The 21,234-nt window shown below is 64.2% G+C and carries 33 protein-coding genes; 9 read left to right on the top strand and 24 right to left on the bottom strand.

From position 1 onward, the window contains the following. Positions 1–148: 148 nt before the first annotated feature. A complete protein-coding gene (locus tag ACU5AX_RS18905) occupies positions 149–1,315 on the bottom strand; it encodes a DUF2493 domain-containing protein (protein ID WP_446692103.1) in 1,167 nt (388 codons plus the stop codon). A gap of 76 nt (positions 1,316–1,391) precedes the next feature. Beyond that, positions 1,392–1,847 (bottom strand): DUF736 domain-containing protein, encoded by a 456-nt coding sequence (locus tag ACU5AX_RS18900; protein WP_446692102.1) that lies wholly within the window; start codon positions 1,845–1,847, stop codon positions 1,392–1,394. Positions 1,848–2,701: 854 nt separating this feature from the next. Here ACU5AX_RS18900 and ACU5AX_RS18895 point away from each other — a divergent pair. Next, a complete protein-coding gene (locus ACU5AX_RS18895) occupies positions 2,702–3,211 on the top strand; it encodes a hypothetical protein (protein ID WP_446692101.1) in 510 nt (169 codons plus the stop codon). A gap of 26 nt (positions 3,212–3,237) precedes the next feature. Here ACU5AX_RS18895 and ACU5AX_RS18890 read toward each other — a convergent pair whose 3' ends face one another. Continuing rightward, positions 3,238–3,552, bottom strand: coding sequence for a hypothetical protein (locus ACU5AX_RS18890; protein ID WP_446692100.1), 315 nt, complete (start codon positions 3,550–3,552; stop codon positions 3,238–3,240). A gap of 207 nt (positions 3,553–3,759) precedes the next feature. Here ACU5AX_RS18890 and ACU5AX_RS18885 point away from each other — a divergent pair, with 207 nt between their 5' ends. Further along, a complete protein-coding gene (locus tag ACU5AX_RS18885; RefSeq protein ID WP_446692099.1) occupies positions 3,760–4,179 on the top strand; it encodes a hypothetical protein in 420 nt (139 codons plus the stop codon). 15 nt (positions 4,180–4,194) lie between these two features. Here ACU5AX_RS18885 and ACU5AX_RS18880 read toward each other — a convergent pair whose 3' ends face one another. The 4 genes from ACU5AX_RS18880 to ACU5AX_RS18865 form a co-directional block, all read right to left on the bottom strand. Further along, entirely contained in the window at positions 4,195–4,437 is a 243-nt protein-coding gene (locus ACU5AX_RS18880) for a hypothetical protein (RefSeq protein WP_446692098.1), read from the bottom strand. Positions 4,438–4,471: 34 nt separating this feature from the next. After that, the gene (locus ACU5AX_RS18875; protein ID WP_446692097.1) at positions 4,472–4,705 is read right to left on the bottom strand and encodes a hypothetical protein; all 234 of its coding nucleotides are present in this window, start codon (positions 4,703–4,705) and stop codon (positions 4,472–4,474) included. A gap of 72 nt (positions 4,706–4,777) precedes the next feature. After that, the gene (locus ACU5AX_RS18870; RefSeq protein WP_446692096.1) at positions 4,778–5,212 is read right to left on the bottom strand and encodes a response regulator; all 435 of its coding nucleotides are present in this window, start codon (positions 5,210–5,212) and stop codon (positions 4,778–4,780) included. 80 nt (positions 5,213–5,292) lie between these two features. Further along, a complete protein-coding gene (locus ACU5AX_RS18865; RefSeq protein ID WP_446692095.1) occupies positions 5,293–5,613 on the bottom strand; it encodes a hypothetical protein in 321 nt (106 codons plus the stop codon). Between the two features lie 185 nt (positions 5,614–5,798). On the opposite strand from ACU5AX_RS18865, the gene ACU5AX_RS18860 reads away from it, so the two are divergent. Next, positions 5,799–6,263 (top strand): hypothetical protein, encoded by a 465-nt coding sequence (locus tag ACU5AX_RS18860; protein ID WP_446692094.1) that lies wholly within the window; start codon positions 5,799–5,801, stop codon positions 6,261–6,263. A 7-nt stretch (positions 6,264–6,270) separates the two neighbouring features. Here ACU5AX_RS18860 and ACU5AX_RS18855 read toward each other — a convergent pair whose 3' ends face one another. The 3 genes from ACU5AX_RS18855 to ACU5AX_RS18845 form a co-directional block, all read right to left on the bottom strand. Further along, a complete protein-coding gene (locus tag ACU5AX_RS18855) occupies positions 6,271–6,459 on the bottom strand; it encodes a hypothetical protein (protein WP_446692093.1) in 189 nt (62 codons plus the stop codon). Between the two features lie 214 nt (positions 6,460–6,673). After that, a complete protein-coding gene (locus ACU5AX_RS18850) occupies positions 6,674–7,042 on the bottom strand; it encodes a hypothetical protein (protein ID WP_446692092.1) in 369 nt (122 codons plus the stop codon). After that, positions 7,039–7,287 carry a hypothetical protein gene (locus ACU5AX_RS18845; RefSeq protein ID WP_446692091.1) on the bottom strand — a complete coding sequence of 83 codons (249 nt, stop codon included), beginning with the start codon at positions 7,285–7,287 and terminating at the stop codon, positions 7,039–7,041. Before ACU5AX_RS18845 ends, ACU5AX_RS18850 begins: the two co-directional genes overlap by 4 nt. Before the next feature lie 390 nt (positions 7,288–7,677). On the opposite strand from ACU5AX_RS18845, the gene ACU5AX_RS18840 reads away from it, so the two are divergent. Next, positions 7,678–7,824, top strand: coding sequence for a hypothetical protein (locus ACU5AX_RS18840; RefSeq protein WP_446692090.1), 147 nt, complete (start codon positions 7,678–7,680; stop codon positions 7,822–7,824). A gap of 26 nt (positions 7,825–7,850) precedes the next feature. On the opposite strand, the gene ACU5AX_RS18835 is transcribed toward ACU5AX_RS18840, so the two are convergent. From ACU5AX_RS18835 to ACU5AX_RS18785, 11 genes are all read right to left on the bottom strand, one after another. Next, positions 7,851–8,201 carry a protealysin inhibitor emfourin gene (locus tag ACU5AX_RS18835; protein ID WP_446692089.1) on the bottom strand — a complete coding sequence of 117 codons (351 nt, stop codon included), beginning with the start codon at positions 8,199–8,201 and terminating at the stop codon, positions 7,851–7,853. Next, positions 8,201–9,280 (bottom strand): M4 family metallopeptidase, encoded by a 1,080-nt coding sequence (locus ACU5AX_RS18830; RefSeq protein ID WP_446692088.1) that lies wholly within the window; start codon positions 9,278–9,280, stop codon positions 8,201–8,203. Before ACU5AX_RS18830 ends, ACU5AX_RS18835 begins: the two co-directional genes overlap by 1 nt. A 26-nt stretch (positions 9,281–9,306) precedes the next feature. After that, a complete protein-coding gene (locus ACU5AX_RS18825) occupies positions 9,307–10,074 on the bottom strand; it encodes a hypothetical protein (RefSeq protein ID WP_446692087.1) in 768 nt (255 codons plus the stop codon). Between the two features lie 12 nt (positions 10,075–10,086). Continuing rightward, positions 10,087–11,073, bottom strand: coding sequence for a hypothetical protein (locus ACU5AX_RS18820; RefSeq protein ID WP_446692086.1), 987 nt, complete (start codon positions 11,071–11,073; stop codon positions 10,087–10,089). A gap of 58 nt (positions 11,074–11,131) precedes the next feature. Beyond that, positions 11,132–11,302 carry a hypothetical protein gene (locus ACU5AX_RS18815; protein ID WP_446692085.1) on the bottom strand — a complete coding sequence of 57 codons (171 nt, stop codon included), beginning with the start codon at positions 11,300–11,302 and terminating at the stop codon, positions 11,132–11,134. Between the two features lie 74 nt (positions 11,303–11,376). After that, positions 11,377–12,303: a DNA/RNA non-specific endonuclease gene (locus ACU5AX_RS18810; protein WP_446692084.1), complete on the bottom strand. Its 927-nt coding sequence runs from the start codon at positions 12,301–12,303 to the stop codon at positions 11,377–11,379. Next, positions 12,300–12,845 (bottom strand): hypothetical protein, encoded by a 546-nt coding sequence (locus tag ACU5AX_RS18805; protein ID WP_446692083.1) that lies wholly within the window; start codon positions 12,843–12,845, stop codon positions 12,300–12,302. Before ACU5AX_RS18805 ends, ACU5AX_RS18810 begins: the two co-directional genes overlap by 4 nt. Further along, positions 12,842–13,432 (bottom strand): hypothetical protein, encoded by a 591-nt coding sequence (locus tag ACU5AX_RS18800; RefSeq protein WP_446692082.1) that lies wholly within the window; start codon positions 13,430–13,432, stop codon positions 12,842–12,844. Before ACU5AX_RS18800 ends, ACU5AX_RS18805 begins: the two co-directional genes overlap by 4 nt. Then, a complete protein-coding gene (locus ACU5AX_RS18795) occupies positions 13,429–13,689 on the bottom strand; it encodes a hypothetical protein (RefSeq protein WP_446692081.1) in 261 nt (86 codons plus the stop codon). The genes ACU5AX_RS18800 and ACU5AX_RS18795 overlap by 4 nt, the downstream gene beginning before the upstream one ends. Then, on the bottom strand, positions 13,689–15,965 hold the full coding sequence (locus ACU5AX_RS18790; RefSeq protein WP_446692080.1) for a DNA cytosine methyltransferase: 2,277 nt from the start codon (positions 15,963–15,965) through the stop codon (positions 13,689–13,691). The genes ACU5AX_RS18795 and ACU5AX_RS18790 overlap by 1 nt, the downstream gene beginning before the upstream one ends. An 82-nt stretch (positions 15,966–16,047) precedes the next feature. Continuing rightward, complete coding sequence (locus ACU5AX_RS18785; RefSeq protein WP_446692079.1) at positions 16,048–16,230, bottom strand: hypothetical protein; 183 nt, start codon at positions 16,228–16,230, stop codon at positions 16,048–16,050. Between the two features lie 98 nt (positions 16,231–16,328). Between ACU5AX_RS18785 and ACU5AX_RS18780 the strand changes: the two genes are divergently transcribed. Continuing rightward, positions 16,329–17,057, top strand: a complete 729-nt coding sequence (locus tag ACU5AX_RS18780; RefSeq protein ID WP_446692078.1) for a CPBP family intramembrane glutamic endopeptidase — start codon at positions 16,329–16,331, stop codon at positions 17,055–17,057. 40 nt (positions 17,058–17,097) lie between these two features. Here ACU5AX_RS18780 and ACU5AX_RS18775 read toward each other — a convergent pair whose 3' ends face one another. From ACU5AX_RS18775 to ACU5AX_RS18765, 3 genes are all read right to left on the bottom strand, one after another. Next, the gene (locus ACU5AX_RS18775) at positions 17,098–17,451 is read right to left on the bottom strand and encodes a DUF3768 domain-containing protein (protein ID WP_446692077.1); all 354 of its coding nucleotides are present in this window, start codon (positions 17,449–17,451) and stop codon (positions 17,098–17,100) included. A gap of 61 nt (positions 17,452–17,512) precedes the next feature. Beyond that, entirely contained in the window at positions 17,513–17,599 is an 87-nt protein-coding gene (locus tag ACU5AX_RS18770) for a DUF5983 family protein (protein WP_446692106.1), read from the bottom strand. 103 nt (positions 17,600–17,702) lie between these two features. Next, on the bottom strand, positions 17,703–18,611 hold the full coding sequence (locus ACU5AX_RS18765) for an AraC family transcriptional regulator (protein ID WP_446692076.1): 909 nt from the start codon (positions 18,609–18,611) through the stop codon (positions 17,703–17,705). A gap of 166 nt (positions 18,612–18,777) precedes the next feature. Between ACU5AX_RS18765 and ACU5AX_RS18760 the strand changes: the two genes are divergently transcribed. The 4 genes from ACU5AX_RS18760 to ACU5AX_RS18745 all read left to right on the top strand — a co-directional run bounded on the left by ACU5AX_RS18760 (position 18,778) and on the right by ACU5AX_RS18745 (position 21,213). Further along, on the top strand, positions 18,778–19,536 hold the full coding sequence (locus tag ACU5AX_RS18760) for an SDR family NAD(P)-dependent oxidoreductase (RefSeq protein ID WP_446692075.1): 759 nt from the start codon (positions 18,778–18,780) through the stop codon (positions 19,534–19,536). A gap of 22 nt (positions 19,537–19,558) precedes the next feature. Beyond that, complete coding sequence (locus ACU5AX_RS18755; protein WP_446692074.1) at positions 19,559–20,233, top strand: glutathione S-transferase family protein; 675 nt, start codon at positions 19,559–19,561, stop codon at positions 20,231–20,233. A gap of 28 nt (positions 20,234–20,261) precedes the next feature. Then, complete coding sequence (locus ACU5AX_RS18750; protein WP_446692073.1) at positions 20,262–20,858, top strand: cysteine hydrolase family protein; 597 nt, start codon at positions 20,262–20,264, stop codon at positions 20,856–20,858. A 67-nt stretch (positions 20,859–20,925) separates the two neighbouring features. Beyond that, complete coding sequence (locus ACU5AX_RS18745; RefSeq protein ID WP_446692072.1) at positions 20,926–21,213, top strand: putative quinol monooxygenase; 288 nt, start codon at positions 20,926–20,928, stop codon at positions 21,211–21,213. Positions 21,214–21,234: the final 21 nt, after the last annotated feature.

The raw sequence follows: 21,234 nt of genomic DNA, 5'->3' as shown, positions 1-21,234 counted from the left end.
GGCGTGGGGGAAACCAGTAGGGTTTCCCCCACAAAGCGACAGTGGCGAAAAAGGGCCAGCGCCGGGGGTCGCCCGTCGCTGGCCTAGTCATTCCTGCCAAGGAAAGGGGAGGGGCGGCGCGTAGGGGGGAGCGCGCCGCCCGATGGGTTCAACCGAACGCGGCGCGCTTGGTTGCGATAGGGGCGGGGGCCTGTCCGTCGATGCGGAACGCGTGGGTCGGGACGCGGGCGGTTTTCAGCACCTGCAACAGGTTCGATTGCAGCCCGGAACCCTGACAGACGATTGCCTCGACCGGGTTGAGGGCGGCAAGCTGTTCGTTCCGAACGAAGCCCGCGCGCTTGCCATAGCGGCCCGTCTGCGGGGTGAAGGCAACAACCGTGACGCCTCGGCTTGCGGCCCATGCTGCGGCGATGGCGTCGCATCCCTTGCGCTGCGCGGTCGTGCACAAGGTCATGTGCGGAACGCGCGTTTTGATCGCGTCGAGCCGGTCCCAAAGCTGCTGCCAGTCGTGCCACTCTGCGCCGCCCGAAAAGACGACAAGCGGGCCGGTGGGGTTGCGCTTCTCGCGGTGATCCTGCGCGCGCGCTTTGAGGAAGTCGATTGCGGCGATTTGGCTTGCGGTGCCTCCGCTCGAAACCTTCGATCCGCGCGCCGGGGACCATGGGTGGCCGGTCTGCGCGCGGTAACAGTCGGCGGCATAATCGCGCATGCACTCGATAGCGGCGCGCTGTTCGGTCTTGGTCTGCGCGCGGAGTTGCAATTCCTCCATTTCGACGGCGTAAATCTCCGACGGATCATAGCGGCGGGTCATCTCGCCAAGGTCGGCGCAAAGCCGGTCTTCCTCGCGTTCCAGCTTCTGCGCCTCGTAGTGGAATGAGTTGACGAAACCCCATGCGATGGCCTGCGCGCTTGCCTCTAGGCGGGTGTCGCGGAACAGGTCGAAAAGGGTCGCCATGATCGCCGCGCAATCGTGCTGCGCCTCGATCGGCTCGGGCATGTCCAGTTCCTGCCGCTCGCCCCCCATTTCGACGATGGAAAGCGCGCCAACGTCGCCGAACGCGTCCTGAAAGTTGGTCGTCGCGGTCGCCTCGGCGTAGCTTTCCGCGATCTCGTCGGCCGCATCGGTCGCCGTCGCGCTGTGCTCGGCGTTATCGTCGGCGGGGTGGCAATCGTCGGTGTCGCTGCGCGCGGCGTTCGCCCGGCGCGTCGCCCATCCCTTGCGGGCGGCGTCTGCGCGGGTGGTGTCGCTGCTGGCGAGGGCTTCGCCCATGGCGGTGAAGCTGCTAAAGCGCTGCGAGGTCGTTTCCTTGGTCATGGCGTCAATCCTTGGCAAATGGTGGCGGCTAGGGTCGGGGGAGGGTTGCACCCCTCTCCCCGCCCGTCTGGCTGGCTTAGAAGGCCGGGACGTAGTCGTCGGCGGTCTGGTCGTCGCTCACGCGGCCATCGGCGGTCGCGTTGCCCGCGAAGTCGTCGGCGTTGCTGGCGCGGCTGCGGCGACCGGTGCGGCTGCCGTCGAGGTTCTCGCGGCGCGGGGCGGGGCGGTTCCAGACGACGCGATAGCCTTCCTCGACGTCGCCAAAGAGCATGATCTGGAGCGGTTCGGGGAGGCTCGGGTCGTCCAGCTTGCCCTGAAAGAAGCTCTCGCCGCTGCTGTTGCTGGTCATTTCCCACAGTGCGCCGATCTGAACCCAACGCTTCGCGACGTTCAGGACCATGATCTCGAAGGCGGGCGCGCGCTCGTTGTTGCTCTCGACCGGGCGGAGACCCAAGCGAGCGAGGTCGATCGTGGCGGTCGCGACCGAACCGAGCAGCTGACCATTGACCGACTTGAAAGAACCGATGTTCATGATCTTAACTCCTATTTGCGGGGGCCTCTCCCCCTGTTTGCCGGTGCTTGGGGCCTTTCCCCTTCCGGCATCTTTCTTTTACCCCCTCCCCTCTAAGTATTGAAGCGCATTGTTTTCTTGACACCAAAGTCATCGTACACGGTGAGTCCGAGCATAAATAGCTCCCGACTAGGGAGCGTAAATAAACAAATCAAAGACGCATTGATCGCCCAAGCGATCAATTCTCCTTTTACTGTGCTGATGGGCAAGGCCCGGCCTCTGTTCTCATCGCACCCGGAGCCGTCCTCGCAGGGGCTCAAGAGGCAGGCACGGCCGGCGGGGTCAACATGAATGACGGAGGCTCCGCCGCTTTAGCGGTGGAAACCGTAGGGCCTTTAGGCCCGGTATTCTTGTTGAGGCGTCTTCAAACAAACAAAAGCATTGCCCGCTTGCGGGCAATTCCCCTTTGACGCCGACCCCGTCGGACGGGTCTGGCACGCCGAGACACTGGGAGACGGCGCAGGGTGCGATGAGAACATAGGCCCACAAAGCACTCATCATGCGCCTAGCGCATGATTCAACAGCCGAAGGCTGCCAGCGGTGAACGTCGTCCGCGCGTGACATGTGGGGCCAGGGGAGGGGCAAGCCTCTCACATCCGCGTAGATCGCCTCAGGAGCGCCGTGGGGGCGTCTCCGGGACCCGGACAAGGGATCGTCACCCGTCAGGGCGGAGACCCGCTCTTGCGGGGCTCCGGTCGGCTCTTGCCGACTAGAGCCCGGCCCCGCCCATCGGGCGGGGATGGCCAGCACCCATCTTCCCCTTATGCCGACATGCAGCCACCATGTTCGTCATGTGAGGGGCAAGGAAACTGCACGTGACTGGCGAACCCGAGATCAACGGAACAGCATCCCGCGGCTATGAGCCACCAGCTCGCGTGCGCGACTATTTCGCGGAGATGTACGTCGCTGGCGTCCTCGCCGACGCAGGGTGGGATATTTATTTCCCGCGACGCGATAACGGCTTCGACATGATCGTCAGTCGCCCCGCGACCAACACGACGATCGTTCGGCCGGTGCAGGTCAAGGGCAAGTACGCGAGCGACGAGAAGAGCGACAAGTCCGCCTATGGCTATGTCGGCCGGCTGACCGCCTTCCACGACGACATGATCCTCGCGATGCCGTTCTTCACGTCACAAGATGCCCATGCGCCAGCCCTGATCGCATGGCTCCCGCGCGCGGCGCTTCGTCCCCATAGCAGGGGGTGGCGGTGTCAGCCCGCTCGGTTCGTGAACTCGGCGCCCGAGCCGCGGCCCGGTTACGCGCAGTATTTCGGCGAGTCCGGATTGATGGTGTTCGCCGCTGAGGTTGGGGTGTCGATCATCTGAACGGTGCCGATGGATCGAGCGCTCGGCTATTGGCGCGGCGCTGGGCGGCGCAAATGCCGGAAGGCCTCTACCTTCGGGAACATGAGCCGGGGCAGGTCGAGCAGCCAGCCTGACGCGGTCCAGCAGCCTATGCAGGCAACGACCCAAACGGCGATGTACGATCGCCCGTCGACGTAGGGCAGGGCGGCATAGGTATTGAAGAGCCAGATGAACAAGGCGGCGAACAGGAAGACCCGCTTCCAGGTGTAGCGATCGGTGATGCGCCGCATGCTCCGCTCAACGTCCTCGAGCGAATGTGGCCGGGTTTCTCGTCCGATCGGCTGCACGGCGCTGTCCTCCATCGTCGACAATCTAGCCGCGTCGCCGTCGGCAAAAAACCCGCAGCGAGCAGTCGATCCTCGCGAGCCGGCATGGAGGGTCACCGCGGGACCCGCTGCTATCTCGGTGCGTCGCTCGCGGGAGCGGTTCGCAGGCAAAAAAAGGGGCCGGCGCTTGCCGACCCCTTTGGTTTCAGGAAGGGCTACGCCAGCCCTTGAGGAACTTGCAGCATGGATACGGTGGTGAGGCCTTCGACGACCTGGCATCTGTTCCTTGAGGCATGGCGCGCCCGCGATCAGCGGGCCCACGACGTCGCCCATCCGTCGGCCGAGCGTGATGCTACCGCCTTGTTGCGCCAATATGTTGCGGCTGCGGGGTTGCTCGGCGGTACAGTCTCGGTAGCGATCGCGGCCATTGCGATCAGTCCGCCATCCGCTGCTGCTGCGATCGGTGGCATCATCGTCGCGCTGGCTCTTGGCTATGTCTTGGTGCTGACCGAGCTCACGGCCGTGCCGGAGGCTCTTCGGACTATCCCGATGTTGCCGTCTCGCCGATTGAGGCGGTTGCGCCTCGCTACAGCTGCGATCGGGACCGTAGAGACGATGCTGCCGCTGATCCTAGCGGTAGCGGTCGTGGTAATCCGCTGGTGAGGTGATCGAGCGGGATTAGCTCGTGCGGCCCGACATATCGATCCAGTTGTCGATGTCATGCCCCGAAGCATCGCGGATTTCATACATGTCCGCGCGGGTGAGGCGGCCATCGGACCAAGCAGCGCGATACGCCGCCTGACCCTGCGGGCCGGTCTTAGATAGCACGGTCGCGGCGCGCTCTTCTTTTGGGCCGACGGGGATGAAATAGATCGCGAGCAGGCCGGTGAGGGTCGCAGACGCGAAGGCGATAGCTGTCAACCGGATAGTACGCTTATGGGGCTGATGCATCCGTTCAGACCCTCCGCAGAATGCCGAGGCGCCTACGAATTATCGCGGTGCCAATGATGTAGGGCGGGCCAGCGAGCAAGCCTGCTACTGCCCAGACCCAGAGGTCGACGTCGGCGTAAACGAGCGCGCCAACGATCCCAGCCCAATAAGCTGCCTCGAGGAGGTGCATGAAGGCGTTGAGGTAATCGCGTCCCGTCGTCTTCGGAACGACGAAGCGGTCGCGGCGCGGCGTGGCCATACCCGGCACTCCCGTTGATAGTTGCGTGAACATACGGGAAGCCGGGGCAAAGCCAAGTCCGGTTTGGTCCGATCAGACCGCGGTTTTCAGCGGCTCAGGTTTCTTCCCGTCGGGTAGCTTCTCGCGAAGGTGGTTCCGTACTAGCGCCGCGGAGAACGGCTTGCCGATGAACGTCGCCTTCTCCGGCATGTCGCCATCGTTCGGTTTGATGCGACCGCTGGCGATGACAATCTCGATCCACGGCCACCGCGCCGCGACATGGTGGGCGAGGGCAAAGCCGTCCGTATCTCCTGGCATCTCGACGTCAGAGAAGAGGAGCGTGATGCCTTCGGCGTGCTCGGGGAGCATAGCCTTCGCAGCATCGCCATGATCGGCCGAATGACAGCGAAACCCAACATCCTCGAGGATGCCGCACGCGTCCATAAGGATGATAGGGTCATCATCGACGACAAGCGCGAAAGGGATCGTTGAGGCTTCCATTCGCCTCAAACCCTTGATTTGGAGCAAAGTCTCCTAACACGCGCCGATTTTCCAACGACCGTCGCGCGGTCGAGCGCCGGTCAGTCGGGGGAAGGGGAGATACCTCCTCACGACGTTATTCCGACGTTCCCGCGATAGTACGTTTCGGACAGACGACGCTCGCGCACCGCCAGCAGCACGAAGGCGATCGCATAGGTCAGACCCGCACTCAGTAGCGCGAGAAGCGGCACACCAAAGGCTGCCAAGGCGATGATGACGGTAAAGCCAACCATGCTGAGGAGCGTGAAGCCCTGCGAGGACCCGGGTGTGCGTAACCCGTCACGGTTGGTACGCCAGTCTGCTCCGCGGCCCGCTCGCATCGCGGCGCGCATGTTCCACAAGCCGGCCCCCATTGCGATGGCGATCCCCAGAATAAGCAAAACGTGCATTCCGAACCTCCAGCGTGTGAGACGTGTGTGACCTTCATAAGGCTGCACGGTCAAGCACTGCGACCTGGTGACGGCAGTGACGATGCTCCCGGCAAGATTCATCCTCTGAGATCTACGTGGTATGGAGAAAAAGACTTGCGCACCCTGTTCACGTTATGTTCAATACGCGCCACAGGAGGACGACCATGAAGTTCAAGGACGCGATGCGTGGCTATGATTACGATCTGCCGCTTCTGGATGCGCTGAACGATCCGCAGCTGTCGGTTGATCGTCGGGTGCTGGCCGGCGCGACGATCGGCGTCGGCTTGGACATTGCCTATTTCGCGATCCGGGAGCTGGAGGAAGCTTTCGCGGCCTTGGCGCACGACCACAACAACGGCGTCGAGCAGGGCGCCGGCTTCGAGGAGGTCGCCGAGATCCTGAAGGCGCAAAGCCCGTTCCAGATGCGGCTCTGGCACCTGCTGGACGTAACGCCCCTGCAGCTCGCTCTCGAGGATCTCGCGTGGCTGAAAAGCCTCGCGTATCGCCGCGGCCGTATGGCAGCGGTCGTTCGCGACGAGAACCTGCCGATCACCTACATGACCGATGAAGCGCTCTGCGAGGGCGTTACCGCGTCGGAACTGATGGCGCGCATTCAGGCCAACAACTGATCTATCCTCAGGCGACCAACACCTGCATGGTCTCGGGCGCCTGGGGTCTCTGCCGCGATACGCGGAAGGGTTGGGCAGCGTTACCGGTGCGAACGACGAATTGGTCGACGCCGGTCGCTTCGCGCAGTTGAATCGCGACAGCATAGGCGTTCTCGAACGACGCCAGTGAGCGGCGGGGGGAAGCTGTGTTGAGCATGGCGCGGTACTCGTCTGATACGTCCAGAGCCGGCACGCGCGGCAGCGCGGCCGTTCATGGATTGTTGAACATGTTAGGTATATCAAAGGGAGCGGACCGGATTCGACGCACTCGCGTTTAGTCGGTCTATCCGCCGTTTCGACGGAGGATCCTTTGATGATGGGGTCGGGGCCGCTGCTATCGGTTTCGGCCCCATTTTCGCATTCGGGATCAATCAGGCCACAGGCGCGCGGGCTGAAGCCCACAGGAGCAGGGCAGTGACGGCCACCCAGATCACGATAAACGCGATCTCGGTCCATAAACTTTGACGATTGATCGTCGTCACTGAGGCGGGCTCGCTTCGGTTCATTCGCAAGTGTGCCGGAAGCATTCGGACCAGGTTGATGCCTTGGCCAGTGTTCGCCACTCCAACGATGAGACCGGCGACTAGCAGCGGCGTCCGTGTCCAACCGAGAACGGCGACGATCAAGGCCGCACCGGCGACGGTCACTGCGAGCTGCAGGTTGAGGATCGTCAGTTTCCTGCGAACCAAGGCATCGATGCGTTCCCGGACCTCAGCCTCGCGCTCCTTTCTGGGTTTCATCGCGGCATCATCATCCCGGTCGCGAAGCCAAGCACATAGCCATCATCTTGAGCTTTCCCTCTAGCGATCTCTCCGCAAGTGAGCGGAGGAGATGGCGGACCTATGATCGCAGCGGCGAGCATTACGCAGATTGCCGGGCCACCGATCAAGCCGAACGTCCGCAAACTTAGCATGCCAACTTGATAGCATGCCATGGAGCCAACGCTGAGTAGAACGGACAGCACGAAGATCAAAGAAATGCTCATGGTCCTCACTCCCGCAGATTGGGTTATAATGCAGCTATGCGTTCAGTCACAATGGGCGTATGATTTGCCGTTCGCACAATCGTGCGCCGGCTTTAGCTGCATAGCGGTGCTGATAGCCGCAGTTTTACATAAGATATATTATCGAACTAGCATTTGCTGCTAAGGCTATGCCGGCTAAGATCGATTGGGTAATGGCGTAGAATTGCGGTATGCCGATGGCGTTTCAGGCATAGGCGCTAGGAGTAGTGAATGGATCCGCGACTAGACGGCAAGTGGAATGGATCGTCTGACCCGCGCGTTGCATTGCCGTTGGACCCATGGACCCGCGCTGGCCTGCGAGCGAAGCGCCGCAAGGACGCGATGCCCTTTTCGCTGCCTGCGTCCCTCAGCATGATCGTCTGTCTTGCGCTGGCTACCGGCATCGCGCTGTGGCTCGGTGTCACCGAGGCCGCCTGGTGTCTCGGGACAGTAGCGCTCGTCTATATCGTCGCGACGCTCTGGCTGTGGTTCATCCAACCGATCCACGACATCGACTGATCCAGTCGTGTGGATCGCCGGCTCGTTCAGCGTTGGCCCGCGTGCTGTTTGCTTAGGCGGCGGACAACCGAGACAAGCTTGGCCAGCGCAGGATCGCGGATCGGCTCGGCGACGCGAAGCTCGCGGCTACGGCCGGCGATCGTCAGGCCCACCGTATAGGTGCGCGCATCCGGCCTCGCACCGTCGTTCGCGGGCGTGCAGCTGAAGAAGTCCGCCTGATCGGCAAGGGTGGCGATCTCCTGACGCTCCGGGGTGGCGAGATCGTCAAACGAGACCGTCTGCTCCTTCGCCAATCCGGGAAAATGGGCAAGCCCACCCTCGATCCGCACGCGGGCCTCGCCCGTCATCGTCTCGTCGCAGGTCTTGCCCGTTTGCATCAGATCACTCCAACTGCGCTCCAGGCCTCGGTGACGGCGGTCGCCTCGGCACTGTCCGAGCCGTACAAACGCGCCGCGACGTCGATGGTGACGCGGGCGAAGCCGGCGAAGTCCGTGTTGGCCCTGGTATTGGGGTCCAGCAGCGCATTGTACCAGATTTGTCCGGCCCGGTCCCATGCCTTTCCGCCGATCGCGGTTGCGGCCAGATAGAAGGCTCGGTTGGGGATGCCGGAGTTGATATGGACGCCGCCATTGTCCTGATTGGTGCGGACGAAGTCGTTCATGTGGCCCGGCTGCGGATCCTTTCCGAGCACGGGATCGTCATAGGCGGTGCCCGGCGCCTTCATCGAGCGCAAGGCGACGCCGTTGACCTTGGCGGTCAGCAGTTCGGCGCCAATCAGCCAGTCGGCCTGGTCGGCAGTCTGCCCCAACAGGTGCTGCTTCACGAGGCTGCCGAAGACGTCGGAAATGCTCTCGTTCAGGGCCCCAGATTGGTTGAAATAGGCAAGGCCCGCCTCCTTCTCGGTGACGCCGTGGGTCAGCTCGTGACCGATCACGTCGAGCGAGATGGTGAAGCGGTTGAATAGCTCACCGTCGCCGTCCCCGAACACCATCTGGGTGCCGTCCCAGAAGGCGTTGTCATAGTCCTGGTCGTAGTGAACCGTGGCGTCGAGCGGCATGCCAGCATCGTCGATCGAGTTGCGCTGATACGCTTCCCAGAACAGCGCGAACGTCGCGCCGAGCCCATCATAGGCCTCGTCGACGGCGACATCGCCGGTGGGCGCGTCGCCCTCGCGCCGCACCACGGTCGCACCCGGTGCCTCGGGTTCGCCGCCCGCATCACGGATCGTCCGCAGCGGGCTTGGCGTCAGGATGTTGCCCGCCGCGGCGCGACGCCGCGCGATTGCGCCGGTGACCGGCCCGGCAGTGCTGGCGCGGACGATCCGCATCGTCGGATCGACCAGCAGGCTGCGTACCGCCATCGCTCGCAGCTCGGGCGAGCCATTCTCGGCGATCTGCGACAGGATGTAGGGCGGCAGGATGCAGTGAAGCGAATGACGATGGGTGGAGGTGCACATGGTCGTATCTCCTCAAGGGGTTTCGGTCAGCTGCGGGCGCGGCGAAGGACGAAGGGAACGAGTGCGACCCACATGATGGTGATGAAGGCGAGGACCTGGCTGGTCTGCTCGGGACCGCCCGGCAGGTAGCCAAAGCCACCGAGGGAGGCCGCGTAGAGCTCGAACGAGACCACCGAGACCGCGATCGCCACCACATCGGCATCTCCCCCTCTCTCCTCCTGCGTTCCGAACCAGCGCAGCACGATGATGAAGAGGGTGATGACGGCGATCAGGATCAGGCGGACGACGACGTCGCCGGCTGCGATGCCGATCGCCAGCGGGTAGAGCGTCACCGCCTCGACCGGGAACAGCTTGACGAGGCTGGCATAATAGGGCTCGGGCGCTGGCGCGGGTGCCGGGCGACGCCCTCCCCTCGCCGACGGGGCGGATCCGCTGCGCAGCCGCAGTGTGCCCCGCAACGCGGGTCGCGCGGCCATGCTGCCCTGCCCATCCAGCGCCACGATCGCGCGCTGCACGGCCTCGGCATAGCGCGTCACCGCTGATGGGTCCGGCCTGAGGGCATCGCCAATCGTTCTGGCCTGTTCGCAGCGGTCGAGGACCGTGGCGAACACCGGTCGATCGCCGTCGTCGTCGCTATGCTGAGCCGCGAATTGGTCGCCTGCGCTGCCAAGCGCCGTCCGGAGCCCGAAGAAGGTGTCGAAGAAGCGGGGCAGGTAGCGCGGATCGACGGTGAACGCCTGGAGCTGGTCGATCAGGGCGTCGGCTGCGCCTATGGCCTGGGTGAAGGTCGTCATCGGAAATCCTCCTCAGGCGGGGGTTGCGAGCGAGGCGATCAGGCCAAGCGCGCGCGTGATGCGGTCGATGTTGAGGCGCGCTGCGGCGCGGCGCTGCGCCGGTGTCAGCCGTCCGGCGAGCGCATCGCGCAGGCTTGCTTGTGCCTTGGCGGCGAGGTCGATGGCGTCGGCGACCTGTGCGGCGCGGGCCGGTCCATCCTTCGCGGCCTCGCGCGCGGCGAAGACCCGGCCGGCGAGCTGCTCGCGCTGGTCAGCGGACAGGCTCGCGCGGTTGCGGATGTACGTCCGGAACAACGCATTGCCATAGAGGTCGTCGGCGTTACGCGCCGCTCCCCTGCCCCAGGTCGTGACCTGCGCCGAAAGCGATGCGAGCGCGCGGTCGACGACGGCCCCACGCTCGACAACGAGAGCCCGCACATCGTGGGTCTGCCGCGCTTCGCGTGCGAGCTCGTCGGCAAAGGCGATCAGCGCGACAAGGCTCTGCCCCTGTTCGCTGGCGACGGCTGCATTCACATTCGGCAGGTCGGTGCCGGCGACGAAGTTGGTGAACCGGGCGAGCCGGTCCGCCTGGTCGGCGAAGGCCGTGATCTCGGCCGAGACGTCGGTCTTGGGCGCATCAAGGATCGCGGCCAGCGCATCGGCATAGTCGCTGATCGCGGCGACAAGGGCAACGCGCGGCTCCAGCACGGCGCGCGGGCTGCTGCCGATGTCGATCTCGAACGCGGTGTAGCCCGGCGATGGTGCTTCGTTCGCGAGGCACAGCGGCGCTGCCGGTGCCGATGGCGTGATAGGCACCTGGATCCGTAAGGGCGTCGCCGGCAGGCAGCTCGGATCGCTCGCGACCAGTGCTGCCGCTGCCTCACGGCGACGTTGCTCGATGGCATCGAAATAGCTGGCGGTCGCGGTTACCGCCTCGCGGCTTCGGGCTTGTAGCGTCCCTGCAGCCTCCAGCCTGATTGCGTTCGTGGCGCACCCAGCCAGAAGCAGTGGAGCGATCATCAGCGGTAGAACGGCACTGGCGCAGCGGCGCATGGCAGTCTCCTTCAGCTTTCGGGCATCATGCCCTCGAACTTCGCACCTCCCTCCCCTTTCTACGCCTGGGCAGGCGCGGTTCCCTTGGTCGCTCCGGCAGCCGATCGCGAGGCCGCAGGGTGGTGATGGCATTGACGATACTGGTGATGAGCGCGGCGATCCCCACCAGCATCGGGCCGTCGATCATGTCGGTCATGTCTCCCGACTCCATGTTGATCCGACGGCCCATGTTCCACGTTTGTTCTATGTAGGACAGGATAAATTTTGGTCTCAGAGCAGAATGTCCCCCGGCCCCGCGATCAGCCGTCGAACGGTCGTGCCAGTTGCCGCCTCCTCATTCGAGAAACCGTCGAAACGGACCAAGTCTCCAAAGTCGAGAGACGTCAGCTTAGCGATCCCAGTGACGGAGCGCTGATAGGTCTTGAACGCACCGAACAGCAGCGTGTGCTCGTTCAGATCGACATCCTGATCGATAAGGTAGGCCGACGCTGACGGACGCCCGTCATCATGGATGAAGGCGACGACCTTCCAATAGGCGAGCGGGATCGCAATGCCGCGATAGACCGGATCGTCTGCCCTGAAGACCGGGCCGGTAAACACGGTTGCGCGCTCGCCAACCCTGCGTGTGTTGCTGAGGATATAGTCCTCGAGGCTGAGCCAGGTGCGCTGATTGAACGCTGAGAGCTGCGGTGCGCAATTGGTGAAGTGAAAGGTGTCGCGATTGGCGATGCTGGCACTCGGCCCCCAATTCGGGTCTTCGCGCCGGACAAGGTGGCCGCGGTCGAAGTCGTTGTTGGCGTAGAGTTCGTCTCCGGCCTGGGCCTCTTCGGGAATGCGTCCGTCAAAGGCCCATGGGTCGCCTCCACGCGGGACTGAGACGCTTGCGCTGCCGTCGATGTTGACGCCGGTGAAGAGCGCCAAGCGCCGGCTCTTGGACATCACGACCGTGAAATGCTCATAGTCGAGCCGTGCATCTGTCCTGCCGGCGACGGGCAGGACGTCGGCTGCGATCTCGGAGGTGCCTGGCAGTGGCACGACAAACTCACCGAGATGCTCGGCTTGGTAGCCCTGTCGCCCTGCAAAGGAGGAGGCTGACGATATGCGGACCGGGGCCGCTTCTGACGCAAGCAAGCCTTGGTCCGTCGACACGATGGGCCGCAGGTCGCTCAGGCGGGGTCGATAGGACAAGTCGATCACGGGGTCTCTCCGATGGCATCACGTCGGGCTCGCTCAAGGCGCAGCCGTTCAACGACGAGTGGGTCCTGATGGGTCTGGATCAGCCTGATAAGAGCGGAAAACGGCAGGCGCGTTTCATCAAGGCGCCGCCCCTTCGGCTTTGCCTCGGTTCGGCCGAGGGCGATCAGCTTACGCCGGTTCCGCACCTCGACCAGCAGTGTGCCGCGTTCCGCCCGGCTGAAGGCGCGATCGAGACCGTAGAGCCACCCGGCTGCGGCCTCGACCAGCATCGCCTCGCAGCGTTCAAGATCGTCATCGTGCCGGCATTCCCGTATGCGTTCGACCGTCAGGGCGCGCGCGGTCTCACGGGTGCGACGATAGTGATCTCTGTTGGGGCCTTCGAGCGCAAAGAGCCGGTGCATGTGGCGAACCCACGTCCCCATGCTCTCCCAAGCAAACGGCTTCGGCGTGCTGCGGGGGGCTGCACGGTAGGCCTTCATCGGGGGGAGCGACCGCGGGGGCTCTTTGTCGCCGTAGAAGAGGTCGGGCTCCCGCCAGCTCATCGGACTGGCTCCAGGTCCCGCAACTCTGCCATCTCGATCTTGGCCGTGCGCTCGGCCCCAACGGGATCGAAGAAGACATAGCAATGGTCCGCCAATGGGGCTCCGCAGAGGCGCCACACCACGCCTTCCCGACCGAGAAAACGTTGGATTCCGAATGCCGGATCAACGGATCCCGGTGCGTCTACCAGTCGGACGCGCCGGCGCACCGCAAGCCAGTTTCCGGCCTTGCGAACGATCGCGGCGCGTTCGTCCGGCGACAGGATAGACGGCCGATCTGATCGTGGCGGACCGAACGTCGCAAACGGGTCGCCTTGGATCCGCTCAAGCTTCTGCTCGATCGTCTCGACGGGCGGCCGATCCCAGTCTGGCGCGGCTCGGTTACGACGAAAGTGCGTCGTTGCCTTGGATCCGAAGAGATCCTGCTGATACCCGACGACCCGCCGCTTGCGTTGCTCTTCGGCATAGGTGGCGCGCCATAGGTCGTCGTCGGTTTGCGGCCTCGGGCCTTCATCGGCACGACGAACGAGTGCCATCAACTCCGCGAACTCGTCCGGGGAGATCGTGGCTATGCGCGGATCGTACCTCATCGCAGGACCCGCGACAGGTGTCCCGCGTACACCGAGACCACCTTCCAATAGGCAGCCATCGGCGCCTTGTGACGCCGCCAGCATTCCTCGGCTCGCGTCTGCGCGTCGTGTCGCAGATCGAGAAGGACGAGCCGCAACTCGGCTCGCGTCGCCGGCGTCATTGCCTGCAGTCGGCCGATGCTCGGCAGCGCGAGGACCGGGTTGCGCACATGGGGCTCGCTCGACCGCGGCCGCGAAAGGTTCGAAGGATCGACCATCACGCCTCTCCCCAGCCAAGGCCAGGGCCGTCCGTGATCGCCTGTATGGGGCTGTGGTCGACTGCCAGCGCCATCCGGAAAGGCGAAACCCAGATCGCCTTGTGCGAAAGCGTGAAGGTTTCGCCGAGCCGAGCGAGTAGCAGCGCTTCACCGATCTCCTCGGCCATGCCCTGCGCCGCAGCCGATGGGACCGCATTGCCGATCCATTCCCGCTTCTGGGCGTCGGATGATCCCTCGAGCTCGAAAGGCTGCGCCATCGACCAGGCATCGCGTTCGCTGTCGAAGCGGAAGACCTGCTCAGGGTCAAATAGCGACTGAAGAGCGGCCAGCTCCAGGGTCGTAAACGGTCGGTGCCATGTCCCATCGGAGGCGATGATCCGGGCAACCACCCGATCGTTCGGCGCCGGCAAGGCGGCCAGCGGCTCGGCCTGGGGGATGCGGGGATCCGCGACCGACCACTTGCCGCGGTCGTATTTCGCGTAACCGGGGACTGCGACGCTCGTGTCTTCCCAGCGGACCACGCCATAGTGCGCCTGGCTGTTGTAGCTGTGCTGATCTCGGGCACCGGAGCTGAGGCCGACCGGGCGGGGATCTGCGACCGACAGCGCACCGCCTGCGGGATGGATGGCCCCAGTGACGACTTTGGCGGTATCGCCGAAATCGGTGACCGCGAGGATGTTGCGATGCGTGCCCGACGCATATCCCGGCCTCGGGTCGGCGACAGAGAGCGCACCAGACCCGACGCGATCCGATCCGGTGATCGTCGGAGCTGCTTGGTCGGCCGCAACCACCTTCATCTTGTTGTGATGAGCGCCGCTGCCGTGCGTCGGCCGGGGGTCGGCGACGGGCTCGCCGGCTTCGGAGCCGCCAAGCGGCACGATCCGAAACACGTTGCCTAGGCGAGGGCCGACGGTTCGGGGGTCGGACACGGCATAGGGACCGGATCCGACCGCGACGTCGGCCTTGATGCACGGTGCTGGCTCCGACCACGGCCGCACGCCGAGTTGGACGCTTTTGGGATGGCCGTCGACCCGCGGATCAGCGACGGCATGGGCACCGCCACTCGGCTTGGGGCTTCCGCTGATCGTCGCCGCGCTTTGCTCCCAGTCCCGCACGCCGAGGACGTGACGATGCGTGTTCTCACCGTAGTCGGGGCGAGGATCTGCAACGCTGTAGGCGCCGTTCGTCGGACCCGTGCGACCCGCGACGGTCCCAGTGTGGCCATCCCATTTGCGCACGCCGAGGACATCGGTGTTCCAATCCGCAGGCACGCGGACGTCGGCAACCGAGAAGCGGCCTTGAGCCGGCGAGCGAGCCGAGGTGAGCGTCGGCGCGGGATTAGACCAGTCGAGGACGCCCAGCGCGTTCTCTCGCAACGCCTGCTCGGGTACGATGGCGAAGTCTCGGAGGTGCCCGTCGACGACGGCGAGATCGTTCAGCGCGCGCCAGTCCCGCCCCGCCGGCACGAAGGCAAGGCGCACCCACGTCTTCCACTGGAGCGCAGGCACGCGATGCATGACGCCGGCGACCGGGTCGCCGGGCAGCGGCAGTTTGCCGATCACCTCGCCAACGCCGCGGAGCCGCTTCTTGGCGGGCTGATAGATGAAATTCGGCACCTTGGACGGATGACGGAAAAGGCGAAGGAACCGCTTACGGCTCTGTGCGAGCCCGCCGATCGTGCCGCAGTCGTGGATGCTGTCCTCCACGTCGCTCACCACATACCCGTAGGCGCGGTACAGAGCGTCGATCTTCGCAAGGAAGCGCGCGCCACGCGACGACGCGATCCGCGGCACGTTCTCGAAGGCAACGATAGCGACCGGATCGTCACGATACGCCTCAAGGCTCAGCATCATGCCGCGCGTCGTGAGGTCGTTGAGCGCCTGGTACTTGGCAGTTTCGGCCGTCCGCGCCGACAGCAAGCCGGAGAAGCCTTTGCAGGGATAGCTCGCGAAAAGGATGTCGAGGCGGCCGAACACGCCACGCACGTCGCGCGGCGTCGCTTCACGCCACCCCGGAGGTGGCGCCTTACCGTGGAAGGCCCGGTACTGTGCCTCGCTGAAGAGGTCCATGACCGTGCCCTTCACGCCGGTCAGGCGCTCAAAATTGCGGATCGCGCCTTCATCGACATCGATACCGCCCGCGCACTCGAACCGGCCTCGAAGTGGTCCCACGCGGGGATTGGCGGCGTTCATGCCGGCAGCGCCGGCGCCAAGGCCGCACGCCATGTGGCCGTGGCGGATAACCACCTCGGCCGTCGCGTGCCTGAATGCGTTCATTGTGAGGCTCCCGGATCTACATGACCCAACAGCCCCTTCCCCCCTTCCCTCCCTGACGCCGCGGGCGACATGCCTTCATTGGCTACAGCATCAATCGGACCGCATCGCTGCTGCGCGAGGCACCGTCATACCCTCGCTGCCATGCGTGGCGCAGCTTCGTGCCGCGCCGATAGGCCAGGTTGGCATTGCCCATCACAAAGCTGCGCCAACCCGCCTTCTCGGCCTCCCATTCGGCGTTTTCCGGCGTCGGGCCGAGAAGCTGCATGACGTCGAAGCGCCGATCGCGAGGACGGCATTGACGGGCATGGTTCTGCTGAGACTTAATGCACGACACTGCGGTCTCCTGTCGTGAAGGGGTGAAGGATGAACGAGATGGCTGCGGCTCCCGTATTCGCCGTGCAGACCCCGCGATCCTCCTCGAGGCCGACCCTATGGATCGTTGCGGCACTGCTGATTGCGCATCAGGCGGCCCTCACCATCATCCACTATCTCGTCGGCCCTGCGCTTGGTTTAGATCCGGCCTCGGCCTCGCTTACCGCCGCGACGATCGTTCTTGGTGCCGTCGTAATGCTCGGCCTGGTGGCGATGGATATCCGCAAGGTCGGCCGCGCTCGCGCTGTTCTGATGGTCAAACCGGATTGTGATCGTTCGACCCTTGTGACCATGCTGGTCGGCCTTGCGATTGCGCAAATCCCACTCGGAATATTGGCGTTGCAGGGTGCCACCGTTTGGCAGTCGGGTGCGTCGAGCAGTCTCGAAGTCGGCCGCGCGCTGGTGGCATCGATGGCCGGGCCATCCGGCATCGCGCTGCTCGTTGCAACAGTGCTGGTAGCGCCGATGATCGAGGAGGTGCTTTACCGCGGATATCTGCTCGGCACACTCGTCGATCGTGGCTGGCGCGTGGTGGCAGTCCTCGCCTCGGCCCTGTTGTTCGTCACCTTGCATTTCGAGCCAGCAAATCTCGTGGCATCGCTATGCCTCGGGCTGGGGACGGGCCTATGCGCCGTTCAATCGCGCTCCATCGTGCCTGGCTTGATCGTCCACATCGTCAGCAACGCATTCGGCATGTGGTATGCGACCCTTGCCTCTTGAGGCGGTCACTGCCCGCCCCGGTCAGTCCACCAGGTGCGCCTCAGAGGTCACCGCGCAACATCATCATGAGGACCCGGCGCGTCTTGGCCGGATCGGCGGGGTCCTCTGATCCGTACTCTCGGGCAAGATCGTAATAGTCGATCGAGAAATAGACGGTCTGTCCGCGAAACTCGAACTCGCCGCGATTTCGCTCCCGATCGCGCGGATCGAAGGTGCAGCGCCGAAGGGCATCGACAATGCCAATCTGAACCGCGAGCGCGCTCGTCCCGTCCTCGGTGAACGCGGCGAGGCAGGAGCTGGTCATCATCACCTTAGCCGTCCGATCAAGGCCCTGACGGCACCGATCGTTGAGGCGGCCGATGGTGTCGATATTGCTGTCGGTCGTGTCGACCATCTGGGGTCTCCGAATAGGCGGGCACAGGGCGCGGTCCCGGCGTTGGGTTCGTGATCCAGATTCACCAGTCGAAGACTGGGAGACCGTCTACTTCAGGCTCGTCGCGATCGAGCATGATCCAGAAGGGGTCCGGTGAGAGGATGGTCAAAATCGTACGCTAAGCCCGGCGACCGTCCCGATTGGGATGGTGAAATGAGACACTATGCGGGGGCATGAATACGGCACTCATGCCCCCGGTGCCGGGCGCAGGTTCAGATCACAGTCGATGCTACAGGACCATCAATCGCCTGCCGGATCTGCCGAATATCGCGGACGGGCGGGGCGCCGAACTGCCGGACATATTCCCGGCTGAACTGCGACGCGCTTTCATAGCCGACCGCAAAGGCAACATCGGACGCACTGTGATCGCCCGCCAGCAGCAACTGCCGCGCCTCCTGCAGACGGAGTTGCTTCTGATACTGGATCGGACTGAGACCCGTCAGAGCGACGAAGTGGCGATGAAGGCTGGCACGGCTCATGCCGCTGGCATCGCACAGCGCCTCGATGCGCAAGCGGGTCGCATGATGGTCCCGTATCCAGGCTACCGCGCGACGGATGCGGCCGAGCGCGCCGTCCGGTTGTGCGATCTGGCGGAGTAGGCGACCCTGAGGCCCTTGCAGCAATCGATAGAACAGTTCCCGCTCGATGATCGGCGCAAGGCCAGGGATGTCGTGGGGCGTGTCGAGCAGTGCCAATAGTCTCAGCAGCGTGTCGCGCAGCGGGACCGTCATCGGATTGATCGCGATCCCGACCCCTTGCGGCTCGGCATCGCGGCTTGCGGGCATCGATACTGCAACCTCGGCTAGCAGGGCCGGATCGAGGGTCATCGACACGGCGACATAGGATGCACCATCGTCGGCGTCACAGATCCGGCCGCTGAGCGGCAGATCGAGTGCGCTGATGAGATACTGCGCCGGATCATAGCGCAGCAAATCTTCATTAAGCGCCACCTCCTTCGAACCGCGCAGGATGAAGCAGATCATCGATCGATAGAGGCAGGGCGATGTGGCCTCGGTGGCTTGTCCCACGCTGATCTCCAGGCGCGGGATCGGGGTCCGGGTCACGCCCTCGGACGCATGCCGCAGGGCAATATCGAGATGCCGGGAGAGGTCGTCTGTCATAGCGGCCATATCGCATGTCGCTCCGGATCGGCCAAGCCATTGAGACAATCGGGCAAGAACATGAGCCGATCAGGGGGGCGCCGCGAAGGCCCGCCGCATATCTTCCAACCATCGTCAGACGTCGCACCGACACCGTCGCCCACATGCCTCCCAAGGAACTCTCGTTATGTCGAAGCCTGTTGCTCTCATCACCGGTGCAAGCCGCGGTCTCGGTCGCAACATGGCGCTGCACCTGGCGCGCCGAGGTGTCGCCATCATCGGCACCTATCGCAGCGGTGAGGCGGAGGCAGACGCTCTCCGCCAGGAGATCGAGGCTATGGGCGGCACCGCCGTCATGCTGGCCCTCGACGTCACCGACACGGCCACTTTCGCCGAGTTCGCTACAGCCGTCGCGGAGAAGCTGAAGACCGTTTTCGAGCGCGACCATCTCGACTTTCTCGTCAATAACGCCGGCAACGGCCTCTTCGCCAACTTCGCCGAAGCAACCGAGGAGCAGTTCGACTCGCTCGTCGCGACCCATTTGCGTGGTCCGGTGTTCCTGACCCAGGCGCTGCTGCCACTGATCGCGGACGGCGGGCGTATCCTCAACGTCTCGTCGGGCTTCGTGCGCTTCACCCTGCCGGGTTACAGCCTGTATGCGGCCATGAAGGCGGCGGTCGAGGTCCTGACGCGCTACATGGCTGTCGAATTGGGCGCCCGTCGCATTCGCGTAAACGCAATCGCACCCGGCGCGATCGCGACGGATTTCGGTGGCGGTGCCGTGCGGGACAACAGCGACGTCAACGCCTGGGTCGCTCAGGGGATCGCCCTCGGCCGCGTCGGCGAACCCGACGATGTCGGGGGCGCGGTTGCCGCGATCCTGTCCGACGACCTCGCTTGGGCGAACGGAACGACCTTCGACATCTCGGGCGGGCAGTTGCTCTGATCCGTACCGCGGGAGTACCCTCATGACCGACCCGAAGCTGACGCTCATCAGCCATCCGCTCTGCCCATTCGTCCAGCGTGCGGCGATCATCCTGCTGGAAAGGAACGTGCCGTTCGAGCGCGTCGACGTTGATCTGTCGGCGAAGCCCGACTGGTTCCTTGACCTGTCCCCGACGGGAAAGGTGCCTGTTCTCAAGGTTCAACAGCCGGAAGGCGGGGATGCGATCCTCTTCGAAAGCGTCGCGATCTGTGAATATCTGAACGAGACGCAGGCGAACGGCTTGCTGCATCCAGGCGACGCGGTAACCCGCGCCCGGCACAGGGCGTGGATCGACTATGCAACGCAGACCTTCGCGGAGGCATGGCAGTTCCTGCATGCCAAGGATGACGTCGTTGCCGATGCCAAGCGCACCGCCTTCCGCGACCGGCTGAGCACAATCGAGGCGGCCCTGGTCGACGGTCCGTATTTCAACGGTGCCGACTTCAGCCTCGTCGATGCGGTGTATGCGCCGCTGTTCCGGTATTTCGGGATCATCGATCCGCTGATCGCCGATCCGATCTTCGCCGGCCTGCCGCGCGTGACGACGTGGCGCGCGGCGCTCGCGGAGCGGCCGAGTGTCCGGGATGCCGTGATCGATACTTATCCCGACCTCTTCCGCGACCATCTGCGCCAGCACGGCGCGATGATCGCCGCCTAACCCTCGCCCCCAAACGAAAGAGCCCCTCATGACCGATGCATCCAAGAGCGCCCTGATCCTGATCGAATATGTCAACGACTGGCTGTCCCCGACCGGCGGCATCTATCCTTCGTTCCAGGACCGCGGGCAGGTCGATACCGCGATCGCCAATTCCAGGATCGCGCTGGCCGAGGCACGCCGTCGGGGCATGCACGTGATCCACGCTTCGCTGAAGTTTGAGCCGACGTTCAAGGTTCTGGGCGATGGCAAGTTCGGGCTACGCAAGATGATGCGCGATTATGGCTCGTTCCTCGGCGAGCAGGCCGATTTCTTTCCAGGTTTTGAACCGGGCGAGGGCGAACATGTCGTGCGCGAACGCGCCGGTGGCAGCAGCGTCTTCGTCGGCACGACGCTCGACGGCTATCTGCGGAACAACGGTATCTTCGACGTCTACCTCGCCGGTTTCTCGCTGCGCCAGTGCGTCGAGTCCTCGATGCGTCACGCACATGACCTCGGCTACCACACCAACGTCCTCTACGATGCCTCGGCGGGCTACACCCGCAAGCAGCAGGACGATTTCCTCGCGGAGATCGCGCCCTTCTACGCCAATGCGATGAAGACGCAGGATTTCGTCGCACTGGCGTGACCCGGTGCACGACCCGGCCCGCTGCGGTGCGCCGGGTCCGCTCCTGCCATCGGCGAAAGGCTATCCGATGATCGTCACTATGGTCCGACTGACCGTCAAACCGGGGAGCGGCGACTGCTTCGAACGTGCCTTCGCTGACCAGGCCGAGGCAGTCCGCGCCAACGAACCGGGCAATCGGCTGTACGAACTGTTTCGGTCCAAAAAGCCGGATGGCGGCTACATGCTGGTTGAAATCTATGAAGACGATGACGCGCTGGCCAGGCATCGTGCATCGCCACACATGGCTGTTCATCGACCCCGGACGACACCGTTCCTTGCGATAGCACCGGACATCGAGATGTTTGACCATGTCTGACGTCAAAAACGCCCTGCGAGC

This window comes from Sphingomonas benefaciens (assembly GCF_052907485.1).
This window is presented reverse-complemented; position numbering and strand designations above follow the sequence as displayed.

Excerpts from the sequence above, each read along its gene's own strand:
- ACU5AX_RS18905 (WP_446692103.1), bottom strand. The coding sequence starts at position 1,315 with ATGACCAAGGAAACGACCTCGCAGCGCTTTAGCAGCTTCACCGCCATG.
- ACU5AX_RS18900 (WP_446692102.1), bottom strand. The coding sequence starts at position 1,847 with ATGAACATCGGTTCTTTCAAGTCGGTCAATGGTCAGCTGCTCGGTTCG.
- ACU5AX_RS18890 (WP_446692100.1), bottom strand. The coding sequence starts at position 3,552 with ATGGAGGACAGCGCCGTGCAGCCGATCGGACGAGAAACCCGGCCACAT.
- ACU5AX_RS18885 (WP_446692099.1), top strand. The coding sequence starts at position 3,760 with ATGGATACGGTGGTGAGGCCTTCGACGACCTGGCATCTGTTCCTTGAG.
- ACU5AX_RS18875 (WP_446692097.1), bottom strand. The coding sequence starts at position 4,705 with ATGGCCACGCCGCGCCGCGACCGCTTCGTCGTTCCGAAGACGACGGGA.
- ACU5AX_RS18865 (WP_446692095.1), bottom strand. The coding sequence starts at position 5,613 with ATGCACGTTTTGCTTATTCTGGGGATCGCCATCGCAATGGGGGCCGGC.
- ACU5AX_RS18860 (WP_446692094.1), top strand. The coding sequence starts at position 5,799 with ATGAAGTTCAAGGACGCGATGCGTGGCTATGATTACGATCTGCCGCTT.
- ACU5AX_RS18855 (WP_446692093.1), bottom strand. The coding sequence starts at position 6,459 with ATGCTCAACACAGCTTCCCCCCGCCGCTCACTGGCGTCGTTCGAGAAC.
- ACU5AX_RS18850 (WP_446692092.1), bottom strand. The coding sequence starts at position 7,042 with ATGAAACCCAGAAAGGAGCGCGAGGCTGAGGTCCGGGAACGCATCGAT.
- ACU5AX_RS18845 (WP_446692091.1), bottom strand. The coding sequence starts at position 7,287 with ATGAGCATTTCTTTGATCTTCGTGCTGTCCGTTCTACTCAGCGTTGGC.
- ACU5AX_RS18840 (WP_446692090.1), top strand. The coding sequence starts at position 7,678 with ATGATCGTCTGTCTTGCGCTGGCTACCGGCATCGCGCTGTGGCTCGGT.
- ACU5AX_RS18835 (WP_446692089.1), bottom strand. The coding sequence starts at position 8,201 with ATGCAAACGGGCAAGACCTGCGACGAGACGATGACGGGCGAGGCCCGC.
- ACU5AX_RS18830 (WP_446692088.1), bottom strand. The coding sequence starts at position 9,280 with ATGTGCACCTCCACCCATCGTCATTCGCTTCACTGCATCCTGCCGCCC.
- ACU5AX_RS18825 (WP_446692087.1), bottom strand. The coding sequence starts at position 10,074 with ATGACGACCTTCACCCAGGCCATAGGCGCAGCCGACGCCCTGATCGAC.
- ACU5AX_RS18820 (WP_446692086.1), bottom strand. The coding sequence starts at position 11,073 with ATGATCGCTCCACTGCTTCTGGCTGGGTGCGCCACGAACGCAATCAGG.
- ACU5AX_RS18815 (WP_446692085.1), bottom strand. The coding sequence starts at position 11,302 with ATGACCGACATGATCGACGGCCCGATGCTGGTGGGGATCGCCGCGCTC.
- ACU5AX_RS18805 (WP_446692083.1), bottom strand. The coding sequence starts at position 12,845 with ATGAGCTGGCGGGAGCCCGACCTCTTCTACGGCGACAAAGAGCCCCCG.
- ACU5AX_RS18800 (WP_446692082.1), bottom strand. The coding sequence starts at position 13,432 with ATGAGGTACGATCCGCGCATAGCCACGATCTCCCCGGACGAGTTCGCG.
- ACU5AX_RS18795 (WP_446692081.1), bottom strand. The coding sequence starts at position 13,689 with ATGGTCGATCCTTCGAACCTTTCGCGGCCGCGGTCGAGCGAGCCCCAT.
- ACU5AX_RS18790 (WP_446692080.1), bottom strand. The coding sequence starts at position 15,965 with ATGAACGCATTCAGGCACGCGACGGCCGAGGTGGTTATCCGCCACGGC.
- ACU5AX_RS18785 (WP_446692079.1), bottom strand. The coding sequence starts at position 16,230 with ATGCAGCTTCTCGGCCCGACGCCGGAAAACGCCGAATGGGAGGCCGAG.
- ACU5AX_RS18780 (WP_446692078.1), top strand. The coding sequence starts at position 16,329 with ATGAACGAGATGGCTGCGGCTCCCGTATTCGCCGTGCAGACCCCGCGA.
- ACU5AX_RS18775 (WP_446692077.1), bottom strand. The coding sequence starts at position 17,451 with ATGGTCGACACGACCGACAGCAATATCGACACCATCGGCCGCCTCAAC.
- ACU5AX_RS18765 (WP_446692076.1), bottom strand. The coding sequence starts at position 18,611 with ATGACAGACGACCTCTCCCGGCATCTCGATATTGCCCTGCGGCATGCG.
- ACU5AX_RS18760 (WP_446692075.1), top strand. The coding sequence starts at position 18,778 with ATGTCGAAGCCTGTTGCTCTCATCACCGGTGCAAGCCGCGGTCTCGGT.
- ACU5AX_RS18755 (WP_446692074.1), top strand. The coding sequence starts at position 19,559 with ATGACCGACCCGAAGCTGACGCTCATCAGCCATCCGCTCTGCCCATTC.
- ACU5AX_RS18750 (WP_446692073.1), top strand. The coding sequence starts at position 20,262 with ATGACCGATGCATCCAAGAGCGCCCTGATCCTGATCGAATATGTCAAC.
- ACU5AX_RS18745 (WP_446692072.1), top strand. The coding sequence starts at position 20,926 with ATGATCGTCACTATGGTCCGACTGACCGTCAAACCGGGGAGCGGCGAC.